Below are 23,044 nucleotides of genomic sequence, written 5' to 3' on the forward strand. Positions count from 1 at the left end.
CAGAACACCCGCGCGCGGTTGCCACCGAAGCTACTCGAACGTAGTCTTACTCGCGAGTAGGTAATGGAGGACCAGATGCCGGAGAACCCGATCGCCGCCCTCGGCGACCTCGATCCCAAGAAGGTCGACCAGGAGCGGTTCGTCGCCCTGCTCGAAGCCGCCGCCGCGCAGCCGGACACCGGCGCCGCGCTGGCCGAGCTGGCGCCCGAGCAGTTCGCCCGGCTCATCTCGCGCGCCTCCGACGCCCAGATCCAGGCCGTGATGGCCCACCCGGAACTGCGCGAACGCATCCTCGACGAGGTGTTCCGGCGGATGGGCGAGCACTACGACGGCGGGGAGCGCACCGAGGCCGTGGTGCGCTGGCGGATCGGCACCGACGAGTCCGACCTGCTGCGCTACGAGTGCGTGCTCTCCGGCGGGACCTGCACCACCAGCAAGGAACCCGAGCACGACCCCCGGGTCACCATCACCGCGGCCCCGGCGGAATTCCTCAAACTGGCCTCCGGGAACGCCTCGGCACCGATGATGTTCATGACCGGCAAGCTGAAGGTGGCCGGCGACGTCGGTTTCGCCGCCGGGCTCACGAAGCTGTTCCAGATCCCCAAAGCCTGAGGACGCCATGACTTTCTCGTTGGAACTGAGCGAGGAGCAGCGGGAGCTGCGCGACTGGGTGCGCGGCTTCGCCGAGAAGACCATCCGCCCCGCCGCCGCCGAGTGGGACGAGCGCGAGGAAACGCCCTGGCCGATCATCCAGGAGGCCGCCAAGGTCGGGCTCTACGGCTTCGAGTCGGTCGCCACGTTCTGGGCCGACGACACCGGGCTGTCGCTGCCCATCGCCAACGAGGAGCTGTTCTGGGGCGACGGCGGCATCGGGATGGCGATCTTCGGCACCACGCTCGCCGTCGCCGGGATCTTCGCCGCGGGCACGCCTGACCAGCTCGCCGAGTGGGTGCCGCAGTGCTACGGCGACGCCGACGACCCGAAGGTCGCCGCGTTCTGCTCCTCCGAGCCGGACGCCGGTTCCGACGTCGCCGCGATGCGGACCAAGGCCGTCTACGACGAGGCCACCGACGAATGGGTGCTCAACGGCCAGAAGGCGTGGGCCACCAACGGCGGCATCGCCACCGTCCACGTGGTGCAGGCCGTGGTCGACCCCGAGCTGGGCTCGCGCGGTCAGGCCGCGTTCGTCGTCCCACCGGGCACCAAGGGGCTCAGCGCCCCGAGCAAGATCCGCAAGCACGGGCTGCGCGCCTCGCACACCGCCGATGTGTTCCTCGACGACGTGCGGGTGCCGGGCCGGTGCCTGCTGGGCGGCAAGGAGAAGCTCGACGAGCGGCTCGCCCGCGCCCGCGAGGGCGGCAAGGCCAGCGGTCAGGCCGCGATGAAGACCTTCGAGCTCTCCCGCCCCACGGTCGGCGCCCAGGCCCTCGGCATCGCCCGCGCCGCCTACGAGACCGCGCTGGAGTACGCGCAGCAGCGCGAGACCTTCGGGCGGCCGATCATCGACAACCAGTCGATCGCCTTCACCCTCGCCGACATGCGGATGGAGATCGACGCGGCCCGGCTGCTGGTGCACCGCGCCGCCTGGCTCGGCCGCAACGACGGGTTCCGGGCGGGCGAGGGCTCGATGTCCAAGCTCAAGGCGGGCCGGGTCGCCACCTGGGCCACCGAGCGCGCCATCCAGATCCTCGGCGGCAACGGCTACACCCGGGAGTTCCCCGTCGAGCGGATGCACCGCGACGCCAAGATCTACGACATCTTCGAGGGCACCGAGCAGATCCAGCAGCTCGTCATCGCCCGAGCCATCTCCGGCCGCCACATCCAGTGACCCGCCGAACGCTGCTCGTCACCTGATCAGGACGTCGCTACGCTCGTAGTACCTCCCCGCCGGAGGCCCCGGGGATGCCGGGGGCCTCCGGCGGGGACTCGGCGGAAGAGGCGGCCCATGTCGGAAACCTTCGGGCAAGCGTTGCGGCGGCTGCGGTTGGCTGCCGGCCTGTCCCAGCCGGCCCTGGCACGGCAGGTGCACGTCGACCAGGGCAACGTGTCCCGGTACGAGAACGACAGGCAGCGCCCGTCGCCGAGCACCGTCGTCCGCCTGGACGAGCTCCTCGAAGCGGACGGCGAACTCCGGCGCCTGGCAACCGGAAGCGCCGCACCGGACGTGCTCACCGCCGATGACCGCGAGCGCCTCGCGCGCGTGATCGAACGCCCCCACCGGCTCGACGGTGTTTCCGTAGCAGCGCTGGCCGACGTGCTCGCCGCGCAGCGTCGCTTGGACGACACCCTCGGCCCGGTGCCGCTGATCCCCGTGACGCTCGCGCAGGTGCGGTTGGTCCGCTCCCTGGTCCGGCAAGCCGCAGCGCCGCACCGCACCACCCTCGCCGAGGTGGCCGCGGAATGGGTGCAGTTCGCCGGGTGGCTCTACGCCGAGACCCGGCAGGACCACGAGGCGCTGCGGTGGCTGGCCGACGCCGAGCAGGCCGCCGACGAGATCGGCAACGGCGTCCTGGCCGCCCAGGCCGCGAACTTCCGGGGCTACGTCGCGCGCCAGCAAGGGAACTGGCGCGGGGTCGCACGCTGGTTCCTGACCGAGCACCACACCCCCGGCGCGAGCATCCACCAGCGAGTCGGCGCGGCGGCGCAGGCCGCCCAGGGCGCCGGACGGCTGGGCGATCGGGACGGCGCGCGCCGACTGCTCGGCGTGGCGGACGGCCTGCTGGACGAGTCCGCGAACGTGCCCGCGCCCGCAACCGCGTACTGGCTCAGCCCCACCTTCCACCGGCTCAACCTCGGGTTGGCCCACCTGTCGCTGGGCTCCTACGACCTGGCCGCCGATCACCTCGGTCGAGGCTTGGAGGGGCTCCCCCCGGACCAGCGGGGCGCGGCCTGGACCACCGAGTACCGGCAAGCCCTGGACGGTGCGATAGCCGCCAGGTAGGCGGTATGCGAGGGCATGCGCATCCGCGCGCAACCCCTGTGCCATCGGTGAGCGCGTGACGACGCTACGGACATGCCGCAACCGCTGCTGGTCCTCGCCTCCGTGCTGGTCTGGGCCGCGATCTTCGTCCCCGGCTGCTACCTGTGGTGGCGGATCAGCAGACCCGGAGCGGCCACCGACCGCCCGACGCGACGCGAACCCCCGAACTCCCGCGCGGCGCGCGGCGGCACCCCGGCGGGGCCGGTGGCCAGCACCACCGACCCGGCCCGCCCTCGGGTGGTGGTCCGGGGATGACGACGATCTCGACCGGTCCGTGGACCGACGCGAGCGGCACCGTGCACATCCGGGTGCGCGGGCCGAGAACGCTCTGCGGCATGCCGTCGGCCTACAGCCCGGCGGCGAGGCCCCGGGAAGCCTGCACGGCGTGCGTGACGGCCTCGATCGCCGACTACGCCCGCCACCACGCCTGCGGACCGGGCTGCCATGGCTGAGCACCGCCGGCCCCCGCGCGGCTACGTGACCGCGTTCTCCGGCGACCTCCACCGACCACCCCGATGGCTGCTCGAACGGGTCCTCGCCGGACTCCGCCGCCTGTAGCGCACTCAGCGGATGCGGCGGAGGGTGCACCAGATGGTCGCGGCCACGGCTTCGGCGTCGGTCGGCCCGGCCGTGGTGAGGGCCTCGGTGCACAGCCCGATGATCCCGTACATCACGAAGTGGATGTCGTGGTCGGGCCGGTCGGTGCCCATGATGCCCGCGACGTCGGCGGCGAAGGTGTCGAGCACGTGGCGCTGCACGTGGTGGGCGCTGGGGCCGGTGAGCACCGTGGCGTAGAAGTCGCGGTGCGCCAGCAGGTGTCCGGCGAGGTCCCGGAGCAGCTCGGGGGGTTCGTCGCCGTCGCCGCGCGCGGCGCTGATGTCGTGCTCCGGGAACGCCGAGCGCAGCAGGTGGGCGACCGAGGCCAGCAGCACGTTGTCGCGCGTCTCGTAGTTCAGGTAGACGGCGCGGCGGCTGACCCCGGCCTCGTGGGCGATCTCGGCGACCGAGACCTCGCTTCCCGCGCGGGACACCAAGCGGATGGTCGCGCCGACGATCGCTTCCCGCGAGCGCCGCGCCCGCTTGTCCTCGGAGTGCACGCTCGTCTGACCGGTGGGCACGCAGCGCAGTCTACCGGCGGTCGGCGACGACCCGGGTGGTTCGGCGGCGCGTCCGGGGCACGCCGGTCGGGGAGCCGCGGCGGTGCGGGTGATCCGTTCCGGAGTGCGGGGCACCTTCATCCGGCTAAGTCGGACGAAGGTGCCCCTGACTCGGCGAAAGTCCACCTGAACGGGTGGTCTTACCGGCGGCGGACGGCGACGACCGCGGGCCGCGGCAGGGAGTTCCCGCCGTCCGGCCAGTGCGACGCCGGGTGGTCGGCGTCGGCGCCGTCGACCTCGCCCGGGTGCTGGGCGGAGACCAGCACGAGGTCGTCGTCGATCACCGGCCCGCAGGCCTCCGCGCCGCGCGGCACGCTGAGGAACTGCATCACCCGCCCGCGCTGCGGTCCGTCCAGCGGCACCGCGTAGAGGCCGTCGTTGGCGCCGAGCGCGTTGCCGTCGGTGGTGATCCACAGGTTGCCGTGCCGGTCGAAGGCCAGGTTGTCCGGGCAGGAGATGGGGCTGACCTGCGACTTGTCGAAGCCGCCGAAGTAGGTCGACGGGTCGTTCGGGTCGCCGCAGACCAGCAGCAGGTTCCAGCGGAACGCGGTGCCGGTGTGGTCGTCGTCGAGCTCCAGGACCTGCCCGTGCTTGTTGGCGGCGCGCGGATTGGCCTCGTCGACCTCGGCCGGGTCGCGGCGGCGGTTGTTGGTCAGCGCGCAGTAGACCCGACCGGTGCGCGGGTGCGGCTGCACGTCCTCGGGGCGGTCCATCCTGGTGGCGCCGACCGCGTCGGCGGCGAGCCGGGTGAAGACGTGGACCTCCTCGGCGCTCATCCCGGGCACGAAGCTGACGTCGCCGTGCGCCAGCGGGATCCACTCACCGGTGCCGTCGAACTCGCCGTCGGCGGGCAGCGTGCCGGAACCGTCGAGCTCGGCGGGTGGGCTGTCCCCGGTGAACCGGGCGACCGAGAGCGTCCCCGAGTCCAGCAGCGCCATGTTGTGCCTGCGGGCGTGCCTGCTGCCGCCGCGCTTGACCCGGCCGTCGGAGACGAAGCGGTAGAGGTACTCGAACCGCTCGTCGTCGCCGGTGTAGGCCACGACGCGGCCGTCGTCGGCGATCCGGACGGTGGCGCCCTCGTGCTTGAGCCGGCCCAGCGCGGTGTGCTTGACCGGGGTCGAGCCGGGGTCGTACGGGTCGACCTCGACGACCCAGCCGAACCGGTTCGGCTCGTTCGGCTGCCGCGCGAGGTCCCACCGGGAGTCGAACCGCTCCCACCCGCGGTCGCTGGCGCCGCCGCGGATCCCGTAGCGGCCGAGCCGCCGCGTCGTCTCCGGGTCGGTGATCCGGTCGGCCCCGGCGAAGTAGAAGTGGAAGTTCTCCTCGCCGGAGAGCACCGTGCCCCACGGCGTGACCCCGCCGGAGCAGTTGTTCATGGTGCCCAGCACGCGGGTGCCGGTGGGGTCGGCGGGGGTCTTCAGCAGGTCGCTGCCCGCCGCGGGTCCGCGCACCTCGAACTCCGTGTGCAGGGTGATCCGCCGGTTCAGCCGGTGCGGCACGGGGCGCGGGGCTCCGCGGCGGTCCAGCACCACCACCGACATGCCGTGCGCCGCCCAGGCGATCCGCACCTGCTCCTCGGTGGGGTGCGCCGGGTCGTAACCGCGGAACAGGAACTCCTCGCTGGTGTACTCGTGGTTGTTGACCATGAGGTCGAGGTGGCCGGACAGCGGCAGCAGCGCGCAGAAGTCGTTGTTGTAGCCGAACTGGGCGGCCTGGGCCTCGGGGGTCTGCGCGTCGGGGTCGAACTGCGGGGCGCCGGGCAGCACCGGGTCGCCCCAGCGGATCACCACGTCCTGCCGGTAGCCGTCCGGGACCACCACGGCGTCGGCGGTGCTCGGTCGGATCGGGGTGAAGTCGAGCCCCGGCGCGGCGCGGGCCTCCCGCCCCGGCAGCGCGGGCAGCACCGCGATCGAGGTGCCGACCACCGCACCGGCCTTGAGCAGACCTCGGCGGTCCAGCACCGCGCGCAGCACGTCGCCGAAGTGCGGGGCGTCCGAGGGGTTCGGCGGGGGACCCGCGCACTGGTCGCCGCACCGGTGGCGGCACGTCGCCCGCGCCCGGCCCGCGAGGGGCAGGGGCCGATGTTCGCCCGACGGTTCCGGCACCGCGACCTCCAAGGCTGCTCGCGAAGGAAACCGCAGCGTAAGCCCGTCCCGACCGCCGGTCGCGGAACCACCAGCACGTCGACGTGTCGGCCCGTCATCCGATCGGTAGTGAGGGGCACCCTTGCCCGAGTTGCTCGGGCAAGGGTGCCCCTCACCTGCCTCCCGTTCGGGTGGCGGCGACCCCTACGCGGCGCGGGGCGGTTCAGAGCTCTTCGCCGACCACCGCTGCCTCGGCGGGCACCGAGCGCTGGTCCCGGCGCAGGCCCACCAGCAGCAGCCCGGCGGCGATCAGGCAGAGCACGGCGGCGACCGCGAACGGCGCCTGGGTGAACCCGAGCCACTCGGCGACGTGGCCGACCAGCGTCGCGGCGACCGCGCCGCCGAGCCAGCGGCAGAAGTTGTACCCGGCGCTGGCCACCGCGCGGGGCGCGCTGCTCGCGCTCATCGCGGCTCCGGTGAACAGGGTGTTGAGCAGGCCGGAGGCGATGCCGCTGAGGATCACCGCGGCCACCACCACGGGCTTGGACCCGATCGCCATCACGCCGAGCAGCACCGCGTAGGCCAGCACCGCGAGCACCGTCGCGCCCACCTCGCCGAACCGGGCGGCGGCGCGCGGCGCCAGCGTCACCCCGGCCACGGCGACGCACACGCCCCAGCCGAAGAACACCAGCCCGACGGCGATGGCGCCGAACTCCAGCACGAACGGCGACCAGGCCAGCACCACGAAGAACGCCGCGGTGTAGAAGGCGGAGCCGATCGAGGTGCGCAGCAGCGCGCGGTGCTTGAGCGCCCGCAGCGGGTCGAGCAGCCGCACCGGGGCCCGCTGCGCGCGCGGGCCGTCCTTGGGGAGCTGGACCGACAGGATCAGCGCGATCGCCATCAGCACCGCCGTGCCGGCGAACGGTCCGCGCCAGGACAGGTTGCCCAGCAGCGCGCCGAGCAGCGGTCCGGTGGACAGCCCGATGCCCAGCGCCGCCTCGTAGAGCAGGATCGCCGCCTGCTGCCCGCCGCTGGCCGCGCCGACGATCACCGACAGCGCGGTGGCGATGAAGAACGCGTTGCCCAGGCCCCACACCGCGCGCAGCGCGACGAGCTGCTCGATGGTGCCCGCGAGCGCGCAGGCCAGCGTCGCCAGCACGATGAGCCCCAAGCCGGTGAGCACCGTCCGCTTGGCACCGAACCGCGCGCTGAACGCGCCGGTGACGAGCATGGCGACGACCTGGACCGCGAGGTAGGAGGAGAACAGCAGCGTGACCTGCTCCGGTCCGGCGTCCAGCGCCTCGGCGATGGACAGCATGATCGGATCGACCAGGCCGATGCCCATGAAGGCGATCACCGCGGCGAACGCGGTGATCCACACGGCGCGCGGCTGGCCCTTGAACACGTCGAGCAATCGCACGTGGGCGCTCATCTGCTCTCCCGGACGGACGGCACGAATTCGTTTGCAATGCTAACGGAGCGACCATTAGCAGGGCAAACGATGTGGTCGCCCGCACACGACGGCGGCGGTGCCCCGGGGGACACCGCCGCCGCCACGCGCGATCAGAAGGCCGCTTCGTCGATCTCCATCAGCGAGTTGTCGGCCGCCTCGACGACCGCCCGGCGGGACCGCAGCTCGGGCAGCACGTTCTTGGCGAAGAACCGGGCCACCGCGACCTTGCCCTGGTAGAACGGCTGGTCCTTGGCGGAGGCGCCGCCGTCCAGCGCGGTCAGCGCGACCTCGGCCTGGCGCAGCAGCAGCCAGCCGACCAGCAGGTCGCCCATGCTCATCAGCAGCGTCACCGCGTGCTGGCCGACCTTGTAGACCTCGGCCACGTCCTCCTGCGCCGAGGTCAGGTAGCCGATCAGCGCGCCGAGCATCCCCTGCGCGTCGTCGAGCGCCGCCGCGACCAGCGCGCGCTCCTCCTTCAGCCGCTCGTCGGCACCCTCGGCCTCCAGGGTCCGCTGGATCTCGCCCGCGACGTGGCCCAGCGCGGCGCCGTTGTTGCGCACGATCTTGCGGAAGAAGAAGTCCTGCGCCTGGATCGCCGTGGTGCCCTCGTACAGGCTGTCGATCTTCGCGTCCCGGATGTACTGCTCGATCGGGTAGTCCTGCAGGTAGCCGGACCCGCCCAGGGTCTGCAACGCCAGGTTCAGCATCTCGTAGGCGCGCTCGGAGCCGACGCCCTTGACGATCGGCAGCAGCAGGTCGTTGACCTGCTCGGCCAGCGTCGCATCGGAACCGTCGGCCTCGGCCTGGGTCACCGCGTCCTGGTAGGTGCCGGTGTAGAGGTACACCGCGCGCAGCCCCTCGGCGTAGGCCTTCTGCAACATCAGGCAGCGGCGCACGTCGGGGTGGTGGGTGATCGGGACCCGGGGCGCGGTCTTGTCGGTCGACCGGGTCAGGTCGGCGCCCTGCACCCGCTCCTTGGCGTACTCCAGCGCGTTGAGGTACCCGGTGGACAGGGTGCCGATGGCCTTGGTGCCGACCATCATCCGGGCGTACTCGATCACCTGGAACATCTGCGCGATGCCGTCGTGCACCTCGCCGAGCAGCCAGCCCTTGGCCGGGGTGCCGTGCTGGCCGAAGGTCAGCTCGCAGGTGGCCGAGGCGTTCAGGCCCATCTTGTGCTCGACGTTGGTCACGAAGGCGCCGTTGCGCTCGCCCGGCTCACCGGTCTCGGAGTCGAAGTGGAACTTCGGTACCAGGAACAGGCTCAAGCCCTTGGTTCCCGGTTTGGCCTCCACGCCCGGTCCCTCGGGGCGGGCCAGCACCAGGTGCATGATGTTCTCGGTCATGTCCTGGTCGGCGGAGGTGATGAACCGCTTCACGCCGTCGAGGTGCCAGGTCCCGTCTTCCTGCCGGACGGCCTTGGTGCGGCCCGCGCCGACGTCGGAACCCGCGTCGGGCTCGGTGAGCACCATCGTGGCGCCCCAGTGCCGGTCGATCATCAGCTGCGCCCAGCGGCGCTGCTCCTCGGTGCCGTTGCGCCACAGGATCGTGGCGAAGTTGTACCCGGCCATGTACATGTACACGGCCGGGTTGGCGCCCAGCATCAGCTCGGCGGCCGACCACACCACCGACGGCGGCGTGCCGTACCCGCCGAGCTCGTCGGGCAGGCTCAGCCGCCACCACTCGCCGTCGACGACCTGCTGGTAGGACTTCTTGAACGCCGTCGGCAGCGTGACCGAGTGGGTGGCCGGGTCGAAGGCGGCGGGGGTGCGGTCGCCCTCGGCGAAGGAGTCGGCCAGCGGGCCGGTCGCCAGCACGTTGAGCTCCTGCAGCACGCCCCGGACGGTGTCCTCGTCGGACTGCTCGAACGCCCCCTTGCCCAGCATGTTCTGCACCCCGAAAACCTCGAAGAGGTTGAATTCGAGGTCGCGGACGTTGCTCTTGTAGTGGCCCATCGAAGGCTCCCTCTTGCGCCGCTGCCGGCTCACCGGCCCTTACTCGTCGGTAACAAGAGGGTATTACCTGGCGGTAACTTCTGCCAAGCAGGTCCGCCGGAAAGGTCAGCGGCGGGACCGCGGGATCGGGGGAACCAGGCGTCGGCCCAGCTCGTCGAGCACCGCGGCGTTGAGCGCGAAGGCGTGCCGGACCTCGGCGATGATCCGGTTCTCGGTCGCGCCGTCCCAGCCCGCGGTGTCCAGCAGCGTGCGGTAGGCGTCCTTGAACCGCGGCCGGTTCGGGATCTCCTCGAACGTCAGGAACGCGAAGCCGCCGTCGTCCACCAACCCCAGGCTGCGGGACAGCGCGGCGCGGAGCACCTGACCACCGGAGAGGTCGCCGAGGTAGCGCGCGTAGTGGTGCGCCACGAAGCACTCCGGCCGGTCGAAGCACAGCTCGCGCAACCGCGCGCAGTAGACCTCCGTCGCGGCGCTCGGACGGATCAGCCCGCGCCAGTCCGGGCCGAGGTAGTAGTGCAGGTCAGCCTCCAGCGCGGGCAGCCGGTGCAGCCGGTCGGAGACGAACGGGCCCGCGATCAGATCGCTGCGCATCCGGTCGGCGGCGTCCTCGAGCACCCGGTAGGCGAAGTGGCGCTGGGCGAGCAGCGCGGCGAACCCGTCGGCCTCGACGCGCCCGGCCAGCAGCGCGCGGACGAACGGCCGGGACTCCACCTCCTCGTGCGCGGCGCGGGTCAGCGCCCGCAGGCGCTGGGCGAAACCAGTGCGGATCTGGACCTCGGCCATGCCATCCTCCATGTTAGGTAAGGCTAAGATTACTGGCGCCTTAGGGCACGGCCCGCCCCCGGCACCAGACGCACAGCCATGCGGTCTCGACATCACCCGCCCGACCCAACCCCGCACGACCCGCCGTCACGACCGGCGACCCCGGACGACAGCAGGGGAACTTTTCTCGCAGCGGTGACAGCAGGGGAACTTTCCTCTCACCCGTGGCAGGAGGGCAACCTTCCTGCCATCGGCGACCGCGGAACCCGACCCGCGAGCGGCGATCACCTCGCCAGGGGCCTTTCCGCAGCGCAACCGACCGCGGGCGGTTCCTCGACGGCCGCCGCGACGCGGCGGTCGACCGGTACCGCCCGGCACTTCCCACCCTGGGCACCCCCGGGCCGCGCGGTGTACCGTGGCCGACGACTTCACAGATCTGTATACCCAAGGAGGTTCACGCGATGGGTGTGCCCGAGACCATGCGCGCGGCGCGGATCGCCGAGCACGGCGGGCCCGAGGTCGTCGAGCTGACCGAGGTCGCCGTGCCCGCTCCGCGGGCGGGAGAGGTGCTGGTCCAGGTCAGCGCGGTAGCGCTGAACAACACCGACCTGTGGACCCGGGAAGGCGCCTACGGCCGCCCGGGGGACCCGGAGGCGCTGTCGGGCTGGCGCGGCCCGATCGACTTCCCGCGCATCCAGGGCGCTGACGTGGCCGGGGAGGTCGTGGCGGTCGGCGCCGACGTGGACGAGGGCCTCGTCGGTCGCCGAGTGGTCGTCGACCCGGCGATCTACGACACCGACGGGCCGGATGCGAACCCGGTGGGTCTGATGGGCAGCGAGCGCGACGGCGGTTACGCCGAGTACGCGACCGCGCGGGCGGATCGGGTGCACGACGTGACGGGGTCCCCGCTCACCGACGACCAGCTCGCGTCGTTGCCGACCGCCTACGGCACGGCGCTGGGCATGATCGAGCGGGGCCGGCTGCGGGAGGGGGAGACCGTGCTGGTCTCGGGCGCCTCCGGCGGTGTCGGCCTCGCGCTGGTGCAGATCGCCCGGGCGCGCGGTGCCGAGGTCCTCGCCATCAGCAGCGGCGCCAAGATCGACGCGGTGCGGGAGGCGGGCGCGCACCACGTCCTCGACCGCGCTCGGGACGTCGTGGAGCAGGTCCGCGCCGCCGCTCCGGAGGGCGTCGACGTCGGTCTCGACGTGGTCGCCGGGGAGCTGGTGGGCGACGGTCTCCCGCTGCTGCGCGAAGGCGGGCGTTGGGTCATCGCCGGTGCGCTCGGCGGGTACGGGGTCAGCTTCGACGTGCGCCGTCTGTACCTGCACAACGCGCAGGTGATCGGGTCCGCGATGCACACGCCGACGCACTTCGGACTCCTCGTGGACCTGGCCAGGCAGGGCGCGATCCAGCCCGTCATCGCCGCGACGTTCCCGCTGGAGCAGGCCGCGCGGGCGCAGGAGGAACTCGCCCGCAGGAACCACGTCGGGAAGATCGTCCTGCACCCCTGAGCCCGGTCAGAGGGTGAGCCCGGTCAGAGGGCGTGGCCGCCCGCGACCTGGAGGACCTGCCCGGTGATCCACCGCGCCTGGTGCGAGGCCAGGAAGACGGCGGCGTCGGCGATGTCCTCGGGATCGCCGACGCGGCCCAGCGGCACGACGGAGGTGGCGTGGTCGAGGAGCTCGCCGGTGAGCCACCCGGTCTGCACCGGCCCGGGGGCGATGGCGTTGACCCGGATGTCCGCGCCCGCGAGGTCGAGGGCCGTGGCGCGGGTCAGGGCCTCCACCGCTGCCTTCGAGGTGCCGTAGCCGATCTGGCCGGGGAAGGCGCGCGCGGCGTCGGTGGAGATGTTGATGACCCGCGCCCCGGCGCCGCGTCGGCGACGGGCCAGCTCGCCGGTGAGCAGTGCCGGGGCGATGGCGTTGACCCGGTAGTGGCGCTGGAGCCCGTCGCCGGTCACCGCGTCGATGCCGTCCGGGTCCTCGCAGTGGGCGGCGTTGTTCACCAGCACGTCGACCGGCCCGAGCCGCGCCTCGACCTCGTCCAGCAGCCGGGTGATCGCCGCGTCGTCCGCGAGGTCGGCCTCGACGGCGATGGCCGCCCCCGGCAGGTCGCGGGCGAACCGCTGCGCGCTCCCGGCCGCCGGGGTGCGGTGCTCCCACCGGACCCCGGCGGGCGCGGCCGGATCGCCGCCCAGGTGGTGCACCGCCACGCGGGCTCCCTGGGCGGCGAACGCCTCGCTGATCGCCGCGCCGATGCCGCCCGCGCCGCCGGTGACCAGGACGACCTGGCCGTCGAGTCGAGGATCGATCACGGTCGTCGACCCTGCCACGTCCGCGGCGGCGCTGTCGCGCGGATTTCGCCGCGGCGGCGCCCGTCATGAACCGGCGAACAGGCGCGCCCAGGTCACCGGGTCGAGGTCGCGCGGGAGCGCACCGGGCGGCACCGCCGGGCGGCGGCCGGTGCGGCGGCGGACGATCTCGCCGACGTCCCTGCCGCGCCCGGTGAACACCTCCTCGACGAACCGCTGGTAGGCGGCGCGGTCGTGCCCGGCGACCAGCGGCGCGGGACGCCGCCGGATGCGCAGCAGCCCGCCGTCGACGGCGGGCATCGGTCGGAAGGCGCGCGCCGGCACGCGCCCGTGCGCGCTGAACTCGAACCACGGCGCCCACTGCGCGCCGAGCATCGTGCCGGGCGCACCGCGCTTGCGCGCGACCTCCCACTGCACCAGCAGCACCGCCTCCGCCCAGGCGGGTTCGGTGAGCAGGTGGCGGAGCGCGGCGGTGGTGCGGCCGAACGGGAGGTTGCCGATCACGCTGCGGGTGCCGTCGGGCACCCGGAACCGCCGCAGGTCGCAGCGGACGACGCGGGCCCGCGGGACGGTGCGGCGCAGCACCTCGGCCCAGTGCGGGTCGAGTTCGACGGCGGTGACGGGACGGCCGGTGGCGACGAGCGCGCCGGTGATCGCCCCGCGCCCGGCCCCGAGTTCCACGACCGGACCGCGCCGGTGCTCGAGGAGGGCGAGAACGCGATCGATCGCGGACGTGCTGATCAGGAAGTTCTGGCCGAGTTCGCGGCGCGCGCGATCGCGCGCCGACGGGCGTCGGGAAGGCATGCGGAGGGCTCCTGCGCTGGCGAGCGGACGACGAGCGGGTCCGCGCAGCAGCCATCGGCACGGTTGACACCCGTGCGGCGCATCACGTGCGGGAGCGGGGACCCGGTGCGGTGCGGTCGGCGCAGGAAGCCGGCCCGGGAGACCCGGCCGGAGGGGCGCCGACTACGCGGTGCGCAGCCGGGCGAAGAAGACGGCGATGCCCATGCGACGACGTTAACAAGGTGCCGTGCTGGGCCGCGAGTGAATTTCGGGACGCCGAAGAGACCAACCGGTACTGGCTGTTCGGCCCAAGTTCACCTGAACGTCCAGGACTACTCGCTCGATCGGCTTAATGTGCGCTTGTTCCCGAATCTTCCAGGAGGTCCGCTTGTCTTCCCACCAGGACAGCGGGCGGGTCGTCCCGCTCCCCCTGCTGACCAGCCACTCCGCCAGCCGTTCGGCCACCACGTGCCGGTACCGCTGCGGTGACGCCTGCGCCCACGACGCGCCCAACACCTCGGACAACGCCTACTTCGGCGACGTGGTCCGCAACGTGCTGAGCCGCCGCAAGGCGCTGCGGACCGGTGGCGCGCTCGCGCTCTCCTTCGGCGCGGCCACCGCGCTCACCGGCACCGCCGCCGCCGCACCCGGCGACCGCGGCCACGGCCCCGACCACGGCGACCGCCCGCACGGCGTGCCCGGGACCGACTTCGAGCCGGTGCCGCCGAACACCGAAGACCGCGTCGTGATCCCCGAGGGGTACGAGCAGGACGTCGTCATCGGCTGGGGCGACCCGGTGGTCCCCGGCGCGCCGGAGTTCGACTTCCACAACCAGACCGCCGCCGCGCAGGAGAAGCAGTTCGGCTACAACAACGACTTCGCCGGGCTGATCCCGCTCAACGGCAGCGGCAAGCGCAACCTGCTGGTGGTCAACCACGAGTACACCACCGAGCCGCACATGTTCCCCGACTACGACGAGGAGAACCCGACCGAGGAGCAGGTGCGCATCGCCTGGGCCGCGCACGGGCTGTCCGTCGTCGAGGTGCACCGGGAGCGGGGCGGCGGACTCACCCCGCAGGCCGGCCGCCACAACCGCCGCATCACGCTCAACACCGAGTTCGAGCTGCGCGGACCGGCCGCCGGCAGCGACCACCTCAAGACCTCCGCCGACCCGACCGGCACCAAGGTCTTCGGCACCCAGAACAACTGCGCGGGCAGCGTCACGCCGTGGGGCACGGTGCTGTCCGGCGAGGAGAACGTCAACCAGTACTTCGCCAACGCCGACCAGGTCACCGACCCGAAGACCAAGCAGCGGCTCGACCGCTACGGCTTCAGCGGCGGGGCCAGCGACCGCAAGTGGGAGCGCTTCGACAAGCGCTGGGACCTTGCCCAGGAGCCGAACGAGGCGAACCGCTTCGGCTGGGTCGTCGAGATCGACCCGAACGACCCCGACTCCACCCCGGTCAAGCACACCGCGCTGGGCCGGTTCAAGCACGAGGGCGCGGCCGTCCACGTCACCCGCGACCGGCGGGTGGTCGCCTACTCCGGCGATGACGAGCGGTTCGACTACATCTACAAGTTCGTGTCGAACGGGCGGATGAAGCCGGGCCGCAGCGCGCACGCCCGCAGGCACAACATGGGGCTGCTCGACGACGGCACCCTCTACGTCGCGAAGTTCCGGGGCGACAGCCCGGAGTCCGAGATCGACGGCTCCGGCAAGCTGCCCTCCGACGGCGAGTTCGACGGCACCGGCGAGTGGATCGCGCTGGCCAGCGGCGACCGGTCGTTCGTGCCCGGGTTCAGCGCCGAGGAGGTCTACATCTTCACCCGCCTCGCCGCCGACGCGGTGGGCGCCACCAAGATGGACCGGCCCGAGGACATCCAGCCGAGCCCGGTCAACGGCCGCATCTACTGCGCGCTGACCAACAACTCCAACCGCGGTTCCGCGGGCAACGCGGCGCCGGACGAGGTCAACCCGCGGATCGGCAACAAGCACGGGCACGTCCTGGAGGTCGACGACGAGCACACCGGCACCCGGTTCCGCTGGAACCTGCTGCTGGTCTGCGGCGACCCGAACGACCCGTCGACCTACTTCGGCGGCTTCGACAAGTCCGAGGTCAGCCCGATCTCGTGCCCGGACAACGTGGCCTTCGACCGGCACGGCAACCTGTGGATCTCCACCGACGGCAACGCGCTGGACTCGCACGACGGCCTGTTCGCGGTGCCCGTCGAGGGCCCGGAACGCGGCAAGGTCAAGCAGTTCCTCACCGTTCCGGTGGGTGCCGAGACCTGCGGTCCCGTGATCACCGACGACCTCGTCACGGTGTGCGTGCAGCACCCCGGCGAGGACGCCGAGGACCCCAGCCGGCCCACCTCGCACTGGCCCGACGGTGGCGACTCGCGTCCCCGGCCCGCGGTGGCCGTGGTGTGGCGCAAGCACGGCGGTGAGATCGGCCAACGCTGATCCGCCCGGCGAGCGCGGGGGTTTCCGGAACACCGGAGGCCCCCGCTGCGCTTTTCCGGGGCGTCAGTCGGCGTGCTCCACGCGCCGGCCGGTCCCCTCGTCGCGACCGGCGGGCGTGGCGCGCAGCACGACGACCACGACGGCGGCGACCACCATCACGACGCCCACCACCCACATCCCGGTGCGCTGCGAGCCGGTCAGGTCCCGCAGCGCACCGGTGATGTACGGGGCGGCGAACCCGCTGATGTTGCCCAGCGAGTTGATCAGGGCGATCCCGCCCGCCGCCGCGGCACCCGCCAGGAAACCGCTCGGCAACGTCCAGAAGCACGCCACCGCCGCGCACACGCCGACCGCGCAGCAGGTCACCGCGACCATCGCGCTGAACGGGTTGCCGAGGTAGAGGGCGATCGGGATGCTCACCCCGCCGAGCAGCATCGGCAGCGCGACGTGCCACACCCGCTCACCGGTCCGATCGCCGTGCGCCGCCCACAGCACCATCGCCACCGCCGCCACCGCGTACGGGACCGCCGTGACCAGCCCGGCTTCGACGGTGGTCAGCTCGGTGCCGAACTGCTGCTCGAACCCGGCGATGATGGACGGGAGGAAGAAGCCCAGCGCGTAGAGGCCGTAGGAGATGCCGAAGTAGACGAAGGCGAGCGCCAGGATGCGCGGATGGGTCAGAGCCTTGCGCAGCGGCCAGTGGTGGGTCTGCTCGGTCTCCGCGCGCTCGGCCGCCATCGTGTCGGCGAGCCAGCGGCGCTCGTCGGCGGTGAGCCACGCGGCCTTCTCCGGACGATCCGTGAGGTAGAACCAGGTGGCGGCGGCGAGCAGGATGGCCGGAACGCCCTCGACGAGGAACATCACCCGCCACCCGGAGAGCCCGAAGAGGCCGTCCCCGGCGTCGATCAGCACGCTGGACACCGTCGCGCCGATCGCGCTGGAGACCGGGACGGCCGCCATGAACATCGCGACGGCCTTGGCGCGCTGCGCCTTCGGGAACCAGTAGGTGAGGTACAGGATGATGCCGGGGAAGAACCCGGCCTCGGCCACGCCCAGCAGGAAGCGCAGCACGACGAGCGTGGCGGCGTTGGGCACGAAGCCCATCGCGGTGGCGATGACGCCCCAGGAGATCATGATCCGCGCCAGCCACCGGCGAGCGCCGAAGCGGTGCAGCGCCAGGTTGCTCGGCACCTCCAGCACCAGGTAGCCGAGGAAGAAGATGCCCGAGGCGAGCCCGAACATGGTCGCGGTCAGCCCGAGCTCCTCGTTCATGCCGTTCGGACCGGCGAAGCCGATGTTCACCCGGTCCAGGTAGTTGACGAAGTAGAGCAGGCAGAGGAACGGCATCAGGCGGAGCGCGACCTTGCGCAGGACGCGATCGCCCGGATCCGAGGTGGCGGCATCGACACTCACCCGGCAGTCCTAAGCCGCCCCGCCCGGCCGGGTCAAGGTGCGACCGCGGACTGGGACGGGCGGTCACCGACCGACCCGAACCCAGGACTACCGTGGAGGTATGTCCGAACGCCCGATCGCCCTGGTCACGGGTGCCTCGCGCGGCATCGGTGCCGCCGTCGCCCGCTCCCTGTCCGACACGCACGACCTGCTGCTGGGCGGCCGGGACGCCGAGGCGCTGCACGCCCTCGCCGACGAGCTCCCCGGCGCGACCCCGTGGCCGGTCGAGCTGACCGACGACGAGTCCGTGGCGGCCGCGGCGGCGAGCATCGACCGGCTCGACGTGGTGGTCCACAGCGCGGGCCTGGTCGAACTGGCTCCCGTCGCCGACGCCCCCACCTCGTCGTGGCGGCGCACCTTCGAGATCAACCTGTTCGCGGTAACCGAGCTGACCCGGGTGCTGCTGCCCGCGCTCCGCGCGGCGCGCGGGCACGTGGTGCTGGTCAACTCCGGCGCCGGGCTGAGCGCGAAGCCGAACTGGGGCTCGTACGCGGCGAGCAAGTTCGCGCTGCGGGCCTTCGCCGACGTGCTCCGGGCCGAGGAAGCCGCGAACGGCGTGCAGGTCACCTCGGTGTTCCCCGGCCGGACCGCGACCGACATGCAGCGCACCGTCCGCGACCAAGAGGGCGGCGAGTTCGAGGCCGATCGCTACCTCCGGCCGGAGTCCGTGGCGGCACCGATCGTGTCGGCCATCCGCGCCACGCCCGACGCCCACCTCACCGAGATCATCGTGCGCCCGTCCTGATCGCTTCGCTCCACCTCGCCGCGTGCGACGGTCGTGCCGGTGGGCGGCGTCGGTGGTCGGCGCCGGTGCTCCGGGCGCGTCGTGGCGGCGGTCGGCGCCGGTGGTCGGTGGTCGGTGGTCGGCGTCGGTGGTCGGTGGTCGGTGGTCGGTGGTCGGCGTCGGTGGTCGGTGGTCGGCGCCGGTGGTCCGGGCGCGTCGAGGCGGTGGTCGGCGTCGGCGGTCGGCGTCGGTGGCCGGTGGTCGGCGCCGGTGGCCGGTGGTCGGCGCCGGTGGTCGCAGCGCATCGCGGCGGTGGTCGGTAGCCGGTGGCCTGGGCGTTGATCGACGGCGCGTCGAGACCGCGATCGGTGATCGCGCACGTCGAGACCGCGATCGGTGGTCGTGGCACGTCGAGGCGGTGGTCGCGGTCGCGTCGGCGATCGTGGTACGTCGTGGCCGCACGTCGAGACCGCGATCAGTGGTCACGACGCGTCGTGGCGTGGTCGGTGTTCACGGCGCGTCGTGGCGTGGTCGCGCGCGCGTCGTGGCCACGGTCGGTGATCGCGTCGCGTCGTGGCTGCGGCCGACGACGGTGGCCGGTGCCGATGGCCGGTGGCCGGTGGCCGGTGGCCGGTGGCCGGTGCGTAGTGCCCGGGAAGCCGGGTGCGGTCGAGCACCGGTGCTGCCCGGGTTTTGCCGTCAGCTGCGGACGTGCTCGGCTGCCTTGCGCGCGGCGGCCTGGACTTGGTGCCGGTCGATGCGAGTCGGTTCCCGGTCGCGGAGCACCTCCTCACCGGCGACCCACACGTCGCGAACGGCGCGTGAGCCCGCGGCCCACACCACGTTGGCCAGAACCTGCGAGTCAGGTGCGTCGAGGCCCGTCGCGAACGCCGGGTTGTCCACGTCGAGGTGCGCGACGTCGGCCCACCGACCGGGTTCCAGAGCACCGATGTCGTCGCGGTGCAGCGCGTCCGCACCGCCCCTGGTGGCGGCGAGGAGCGCACTGGCCGCGCTGAGCGCGGTGGCATCCCCCGTAGCGTTGCGCGCGAACATTCCCGCCAGTTGCACCTCCTCCCACAGATCCAAGTCGTCGTTGCTGGACGGGCCGTCCGTCCCGAGGCCGACCGGGATCCCGGCCGCGAGCAGGTCGACCAACCGCGCCGTTCCCGAAGCCAGCTTGGCGTTCGATCCCGGGCAGTGCGCCACGCCGACGCCGCGCCGAGCGAACAGCTCGATGTCGTCGTCGGAGAGGTGCACGCAGTGCGCCGCGAGCACCCGTCCCCGCAGCACTCCCAGCTCCTCCAGCAAGGCCGGTACCGACCCGTGCCGGGCTCGCTGCTCGGCGTCCTCGGCCGCCGTCTCGGCCACGTGCGTTTGCAGCAAGGCGCCCCGCTGCTGCGCGGCTTCACCGATCAGCGCGAGCGCTTCCGGTGGGAGCGTGTACGCCGAATGCGGGCCGTACGAGAGCTCAATGCGTTCCCCGGCACCGAACCGCAGTCCGTCGGCGTCGATCCACCTGCTGATCTCGTCGACCATGCCGCGCCAGCCGCCCGTACCGCTCAGCTCGGCCATGCCGATCACCGCACCCGCGAAGACCACACGAGAGCCGACGGACAGGGTGGCTTCCACGACGGCGTCGCCGCGGAAGTACATCTCCGCGCTCGTGGTGACCCCGGCCTGCAACATCTCGACGCTGCCGAGTTCCATTCCCGCTCGGATGTCCGAGGGGCGCAACTTCGCCTCCGCGGGCCAGATCACCTCCTCCAACCACCGCAGCAGCGGAAGGTCACCGCCCATCCCGCGAAGCAAGGTCATCGGGGTATGCGCGTGCGCGTTGACCAATCCTGGCAACAGGATTCCGCTGCATTCTTGAACAACGACGCCGTGCGGACGCTCCGGCGCGGAACTGCGGGGGCCGCAGTGGAGAACCCGCCCCATCTCGTCGATGTCCAGCACTGCGTCCCGGAGCACCGAGCACGCGGGGTCGCACGGGAGGATCATCGGAGCGTGCAGGCGAAGTGCGATCGGCATGGCTGCATTCTGCCGCCCCGATCAGCCACCGCCCACTGAGCCCACGGTGAGCATCATGGTCACCCCCGCCGCGCTTGCGATGATCACCAGGAACGCCATGAAGATGATGTCGTTCAATCGCTGTGTCATGCTTCTAGCATCGCCCGGTGCCAGGGGTTCGCACCTCAGCTGATCGGTCAGCAGACCTCGGTCGATCGGCTACTGCCGACTGGCCGATCGACCGAGTCAGTCCTCCATCAGGCCACTGCGCCACGCCCACGCGGCGGTCTCGACCCGGTTGCGCGCACGAATCTTGGCCTGTGCCGACGCGAGATGGGTCTTGACCGTCGACAAGGACATGAACAGCTCCTGGCCGATCTCGCCGTTGGTCAGCCCGCGCGCCGCTGCCCGCACCACGACCAGCTCCCGCTCGGTCAGCGCCTCCGCTGCCGGGTTCGCCTTGGCCGGACGGCGCTGCGGCGTGGGCGGCTGGGCGAAGTGCTTCAGCAGCCGGACGGTGATCTGCGGGGAAACCAGGGCATCACCGCGCACGGCGGCGTGCACCGCTTCGACGAGCAATGCGGGGCCCGCGTCCTTGAGCAGGAATCCGCTGGCACCGTTGCGCAGCGCCGCCTCGACGTACTCGTCGAGGTCGAAGGTCGTGACCACGACGACCTTGATCGGGTCGGTGGCCTCCGGGCCGGCGAGCTGCTTGGTGGCTTCCAGCCCGTCGATGCCCGGCATCCGGATGTCCATGAGGCACACGTCCGGCCTCGTCTCCTTGGCGACCCGCACGGCGTCCACACCGTTGGACACGTCGCCGACGACCTCCAAGTCGTCCTGCGATTCCAGGATCATTCGGAAGCCGGCCCGCACCATCTCCTGATCATCGGCGATCAGCACCCGAATCATCGTGGCTCCCCGTTCCGCTCAGCTCCGCCAAGGGCAAGGACACTTCGACCCGCCAGCCGACGTGTTCGCCGGGGCCGGCGTAGAACCGTCCGCCGAGCAGTTCGATCCGCTCGCGCATGCCCACCAGACCGTATCCTCCCGAACCGCCGACCGGCGGTCCCCCGGCATACCTGCCGTCATCGGTGATCTTGATCCGGAGCTCGTCGTCCGCGGACCGCACGTCGATCTGCACGACGGTGGCGTCGGCGGCGTGCTTCTCGGCGTTGGTCAACGATTCCTGGACGATGCGCAAGGCGGACCGGGACACCTCCGGCGGTACCGGCTCCGCGAGATCCACCTGCAGGTCGAAGCGCGTCGACGCGTGATCTCCGGCGACGCGGCGGATGGTCGACTCCACGAGCGCCTCGAGGTCTGCGGCCAAGTCCGTGGTCGCCTGATCGGGCAGCTCCGTCGTACCGCCTGATTCCGCGCCGCGCATGCTGGCGACCAACCGGCGCATCGCGGTCAGCGCTTCCGTCCCGCTGTCGCTGATGCGGGCCAGCGCCTCGGTGGCCGCCTGCGGATTCTTCTCCGCGACCAAGTGCGCCGCCTGCGCCTGGACCACGATCCCGGTGACGTGGTGCGCGACCACGTCGTGCAATTCTCGGGCCAGCGCCATGCGCTCCTCCTGCTGCGCGCTGGCGATCGCGGACTGGACCGAGTTCAGCCGCTCACCGTCGCGCGCCCGGAAGTACATGCCGGTGCTGACCGAGATGATCAGCAGCAACGCTCCCATGAACAGCGAGGCGGGCATCCCGCTGAGGTAGCTCGGCGGGATGACGACCATCGCGAAGAGCGCGGCCCCGACGAGGCCCGCACCGCACCACGTCGCCTGCCTGGGTTCGGCGTACCTGGTGACGTAAGCGACGAGCAGCATCCCCGACGCCACGATCGACGGCGACAGATCGCCCACCAGCGGCGTCGGCGGCTCGATGCCGAAGGTTCGCATCGACACCGCGAAGGTCACCACGGCCAGCGCGCCGAGAGCCGCCGCCTGCACCGGCCGCGCCGGGGCGATGATCGCGAGCCCGGCGAGCACGACGCCGCCCGACATGCCGATGACGGCAGGCACCACACCCTCGTGCGCGGTGCTGGCGAACTCCAGGAACAGCAGCACGACGAGCGCGGCCGTCGCGGGCCACTGCCTGCGCAGCAGGTCGAGCAGCGGTGCGTCCGGCCGCCAGGGATGGGGGCGACGCAGGTAGAGACCGGTGCCCACCGCGAGCACGAGCTGCAGGAATCCGAGAGCGAAGGTGGTGCCCACGGGATGGTCCTCGTTCCCGAGGAACGCGCGGCGGAGCACGATGGATCCCAGGCACGACATCACGAGCACCGCGGTGACCGGGATGGCGCGGCTGATCCGACCGCTCCGGAACAGGTACAGCACGATCAGCATCCCGGCCGCGTTCTCCGTGACCAGGATCTTCTCCAGCCCCACCGAGTACAGCCGCGGATCCGTCAGCGCGACGACCCCGGTGTTGGCCACGAGGACGACGGCCGCCGCCATCCCGCCCTGGACCGGGCGCACCCGGGCCACGATGGCCAGGAGCACCAGCGCGGCGTTGCCGGGGATCAGCGCCACCGCCCCGTCCCCGGCCTCGACCGCCAGCAGGACCTCACCGCACCACAGCAACCCCAGCAGGCCGGCGAAGACCCATTGGTCGCGCAGCAGGTCGACGAACCGCCGCAGCCGTCCGGTCGGTGCGGGGGAAGTCCCGGCGAAGTAGCTCACGCCACGACAGTAGAGCGTGCGTCCGGTCACCCGCCCCTGGCCGATCGGTCATTCAACCCTGGCCGATCGGTCGATCTTCGGCGACTTCCACGAGCTTTTCGGACGATCCGCGAGCAGGCGTTCCCCGGAGATCCTCGACATCGAAGCCCGCGGTCCGACGCCGCGGCGGACGAGTGGGAGGAGACACCGTGACGACGCCCGTTGCCGACACAGATTTTCTCGTAGG

19 protein-coding genes are annotated in these 23,044 nt (G+C 72.1%); 8 read left to right on the forward strand and 11 right to left on the reverse strand.

Translation table 11 applies throughout. The features are described from left to right. Positions 1-75 precede the first annotated feature (75 nt). The 5 genes from ACQP0T_RS27220 (at position 76) to ACQP0T_RS27240 (ending at position 3,432) form a co-directional block, all read left to right on the forward strand. Positions 76-612, forward strand: coding sequence for an SCP2 sterol-binding domain-containing protein (locus tag ACQP0T_RS27220; RefSeq protein ID WP_433870583.1), 537 nt, complete (start codon positions 76-78; stop codon positions 610-612). A 7-nt stretch (positions 613-619) separates the two neighbouring features. Then, positions 620-1,828, forward strand: coding sequence for an acyl-CoA dehydrogenase family protein (locus tag ACQP0T_RS27225; RefSeq protein ID WP_433870584.1), 1,209 nt, complete (start codon positions 620-622; stop codon positions 1,826-1,828). Between the two features lie 117 nt (positions 1,829-1,945). Next, positions 1,946-2,941, forward strand: a complete 996-nt coding sequence (locus tag ACQP0T_RS27230) for a helix-turn-helix transcriptional regulator (RefSeq protein WP_433870585.1) — start codon at positions 1,946-1,948, stop codon at positions 2,939-2,941. A 72-nt stretch (positions 2,942-3,013) separates the two neighbouring features. Then, complete coding sequence (locus ACQP0T_RS27235) at positions 3,014-3,235, forward strand: hypothetical protein (RefSeq protein WP_433870586.1); 222 nt, start codon at positions 3,014-3,016, stop codon at positions 3,233-3,235. Then, complete coding sequence (locus ACQP0T_RS27240) at positions 3,232-3,432, forward strand: hypothetical protein (protein ID WP_433870587.1); 201 nt, start codon at positions 3,232-3,234, stop codon at positions 3,430-3,432. The genes ACQP0T_RS27235 and ACQP0T_RS27240 overlap by 4 nt, the downstream gene beginning before the upstream one ends. A 111-nt stretch (positions 3,433-3,543) precedes the next feature. On the opposite strand, the gene ACQP0T_RS27245 is transcribed toward ACQP0T_RS27240, so the two are convergent. The 5 genes from ACQP0T_RS27245 to ACQP0T_RS27265 form a co-directional block, all read right to left on the reverse strand. Further along, positions 3,544-4,098, reverse strand: coding sequence for a TetR/AcrR family transcriptional regulator (locus ACQP0T_RS27245; protein WP_433870588.1), 555 nt, complete (start codon positions 4,096-4,098; stop codon positions 3,544-3,546). Between the two features lie 179 nt (positions 4,099-4,277). Continuing rightward, positions 4,278-6,242 carry a PhoX family protein gene (locus tag ACQP0T_RS27250; RefSeq protein ID WP_433870589.1) on the reverse strand — a complete coding sequence of 655 codons (1,965 nt, stop codon included), beginning with the start codon at positions 6,240-6,242 and terminating at the stop codon, positions 4,278-4,280. Between the two features lie 202 nt (positions 6,243-6,444). Then, the gene (locus tag ACQP0T_RS27255; protein WP_433870590.1) at positions 6,445-7,653 is read right to left on the reverse strand and encodes an MFS transporter; all 1,209 of its coding nucleotides are present in this window, start codon (positions 7,651-7,653) and stop codon (positions 6,445-6,447) included. A gap of 131 nt (positions 7,654-7,784) precedes the next feature. Next, positions 7,785-9,629 (reverse strand): acyl-CoA dehydrogenase, encoded by a 1,845-nt coding sequence (locus ACQP0T_RS27260; protein ID WP_433870591.1) that lies wholly within the window; start codon positions 9,627-9,629, stop codon positions 7,785-7,787. Between the two features lie 105 nt (positions 9,630-9,734). Beyond that, positions 9,735-10,424, reverse strand: a complete 690-nt coding sequence (locus ACQP0T_RS27265) for a heme oxygenase (biliverdin-producing) (protein ID WP_433870592.1) — start codon at positions 10,422-10,424, stop codon at positions 9,735-9,737. A 428-nt stretch (positions 10,425-10,852) separates the two neighbouring features. Here ACQP0T_RS27265 and ACQP0T_RS27270 point away from each other — a divergent pair, with 428 nt between their 5' ends. Continuing rightward, entirely contained in the window at positions 10,853-11,902 is a 1,050-nt protein-coding gene (locus ACQP0T_RS27270) for a zinc-binding dehydrogenase (RefSeq protein WP_433870593.1), read from the forward strand. Between the two features lie 23 nt (positions 11,903-11,925). On the opposite strand, the gene ACQP0T_RS27275 is transcribed toward ACQP0T_RS27270, so the two are convergent. Together ACQP0T_RS27275 and erm are read right to left on the reverse strand one after the other, a co-directional pair. Next, the gene (locus ACQP0T_RS27275) at positions 11,926-12,705 is read right to left on the reverse strand and encodes an SDR family NAD(P)-dependent oxidoreductase (protein ID WP_433870594.1); all 780 of its coding nucleotides are present in this window, start codon (positions 12,703-12,705) and stop codon (positions 11,926-11,928) included. Between the two features lie 63 nt (positions 12,706-12,768). Beyond that, positions 12,769-13,506: a 23S ribosomal RNA methyltransferase Erm gene (gene erm, locus ACQP0T_RS27280; RefSeq protein WP_433870595.1), complete on the reverse strand. Its 738-nt coding sequence runs from the start codon at positions 13,504-13,506 to the stop codon at positions 12,769-12,771. Positions 13,507-13,873: 367 nt separating this feature from the next. Between erm and ACQP0T_RS27285 the strand changes: the two genes are divergently transcribed. Then, positions 13,874-15,949, forward strand: a complete 2,076-nt coding sequence (locus ACQP0T_RS27285) for a PhoX family protein (protein WP_433870596.1) — start codon at positions 13,874-13,876, stop codon at positions 15,947-15,949. 63 nt (positions 15,950-16,012) lie between these two features. Here the strand turns inward: ACQP0T_RS27285 and ACQP0T_RS27290 are convergent, their stop codons facing one another. Next, positions 16,013-17,296 (reverse strand): MFS transporter, encoded by a 1,284-nt coding sequence (locus tag ACQP0T_RS27290; RefSeq protein WP_433873857.1) that lies wholly within the window; start codon positions 17,294-17,296, stop codon positions 16,013-16,015. A gap of 166 nt (positions 17,297-17,462) precedes the next feature. Between ACQP0T_RS27290 and ACQP0T_RS27295 the strand changes: the two genes are divergently transcribed. After that, the gene (locus ACQP0T_RS27295; RefSeq protein WP_433870597.1) at positions 17,463-18,146 is read left to right on the forward strand and encodes an SDR family oxidoreductase; all 684 of its coding nucleotides are present in this window, start codon (positions 17,463-17,465) and stop codon (positions 18,144-18,146) included. 678 nt (positions 18,147-18,824) lie between these two features. Here the strand turns inward: ACQP0T_RS27295 and ACQP0T_RS27300 are convergent. From ACQP0T_RS27300 to ACQP0T_RS27310, 3 genes are all read right to left on the reverse strand, one after another. Beyond that, positions 18,825-20,150: an amidohydrolase family protein gene (locus ACQP0T_RS27300; RefSeq protein WP_433873859.1), complete on the reverse strand. Its 1,326-nt coding sequence runs from the start codon at positions 20,148-20,150 to the stop codon at positions 18,825-18,827. A gap of 231 nt (positions 20,151-20,381) precedes the next feature. Beyond that, the gene (locus tag ACQP0T_RS27305; protein ID WP_345360554.1) at positions 20,382-21,047 is read right to left on the reverse strand and encodes a response regulator transcription factor; all 666 of its coding nucleotides are present in this window, start codon (positions 21,045-21,047) and stop codon (positions 20,382-20,384) included. Continuing rightward, entirely contained in the window at positions 21,022-22,848 is a 1,827-nt protein-coding gene (locus ACQP0T_RS27310) for a sensor histidine kinase (RefSeq protein WP_433870598.1), read from the reverse strand. The genes ACQP0T_RS27305 and ACQP0T_RS27310 overlap by 26 nt, the downstream gene beginning before the upstream one ends. Positions 22,849-23,044 lie beyond the last annotated feature (196 nt).

This window comes from Saccharopolyspora sp. CA-218241, assembly GCF_050954615.1.
GTDB lineage: Bacteria > Actinomycetota > Actinomycetes > Mycobacteriales > Pseudonocardiaceae > Saccharopolyspora > Saccharopolyspora cebuensis.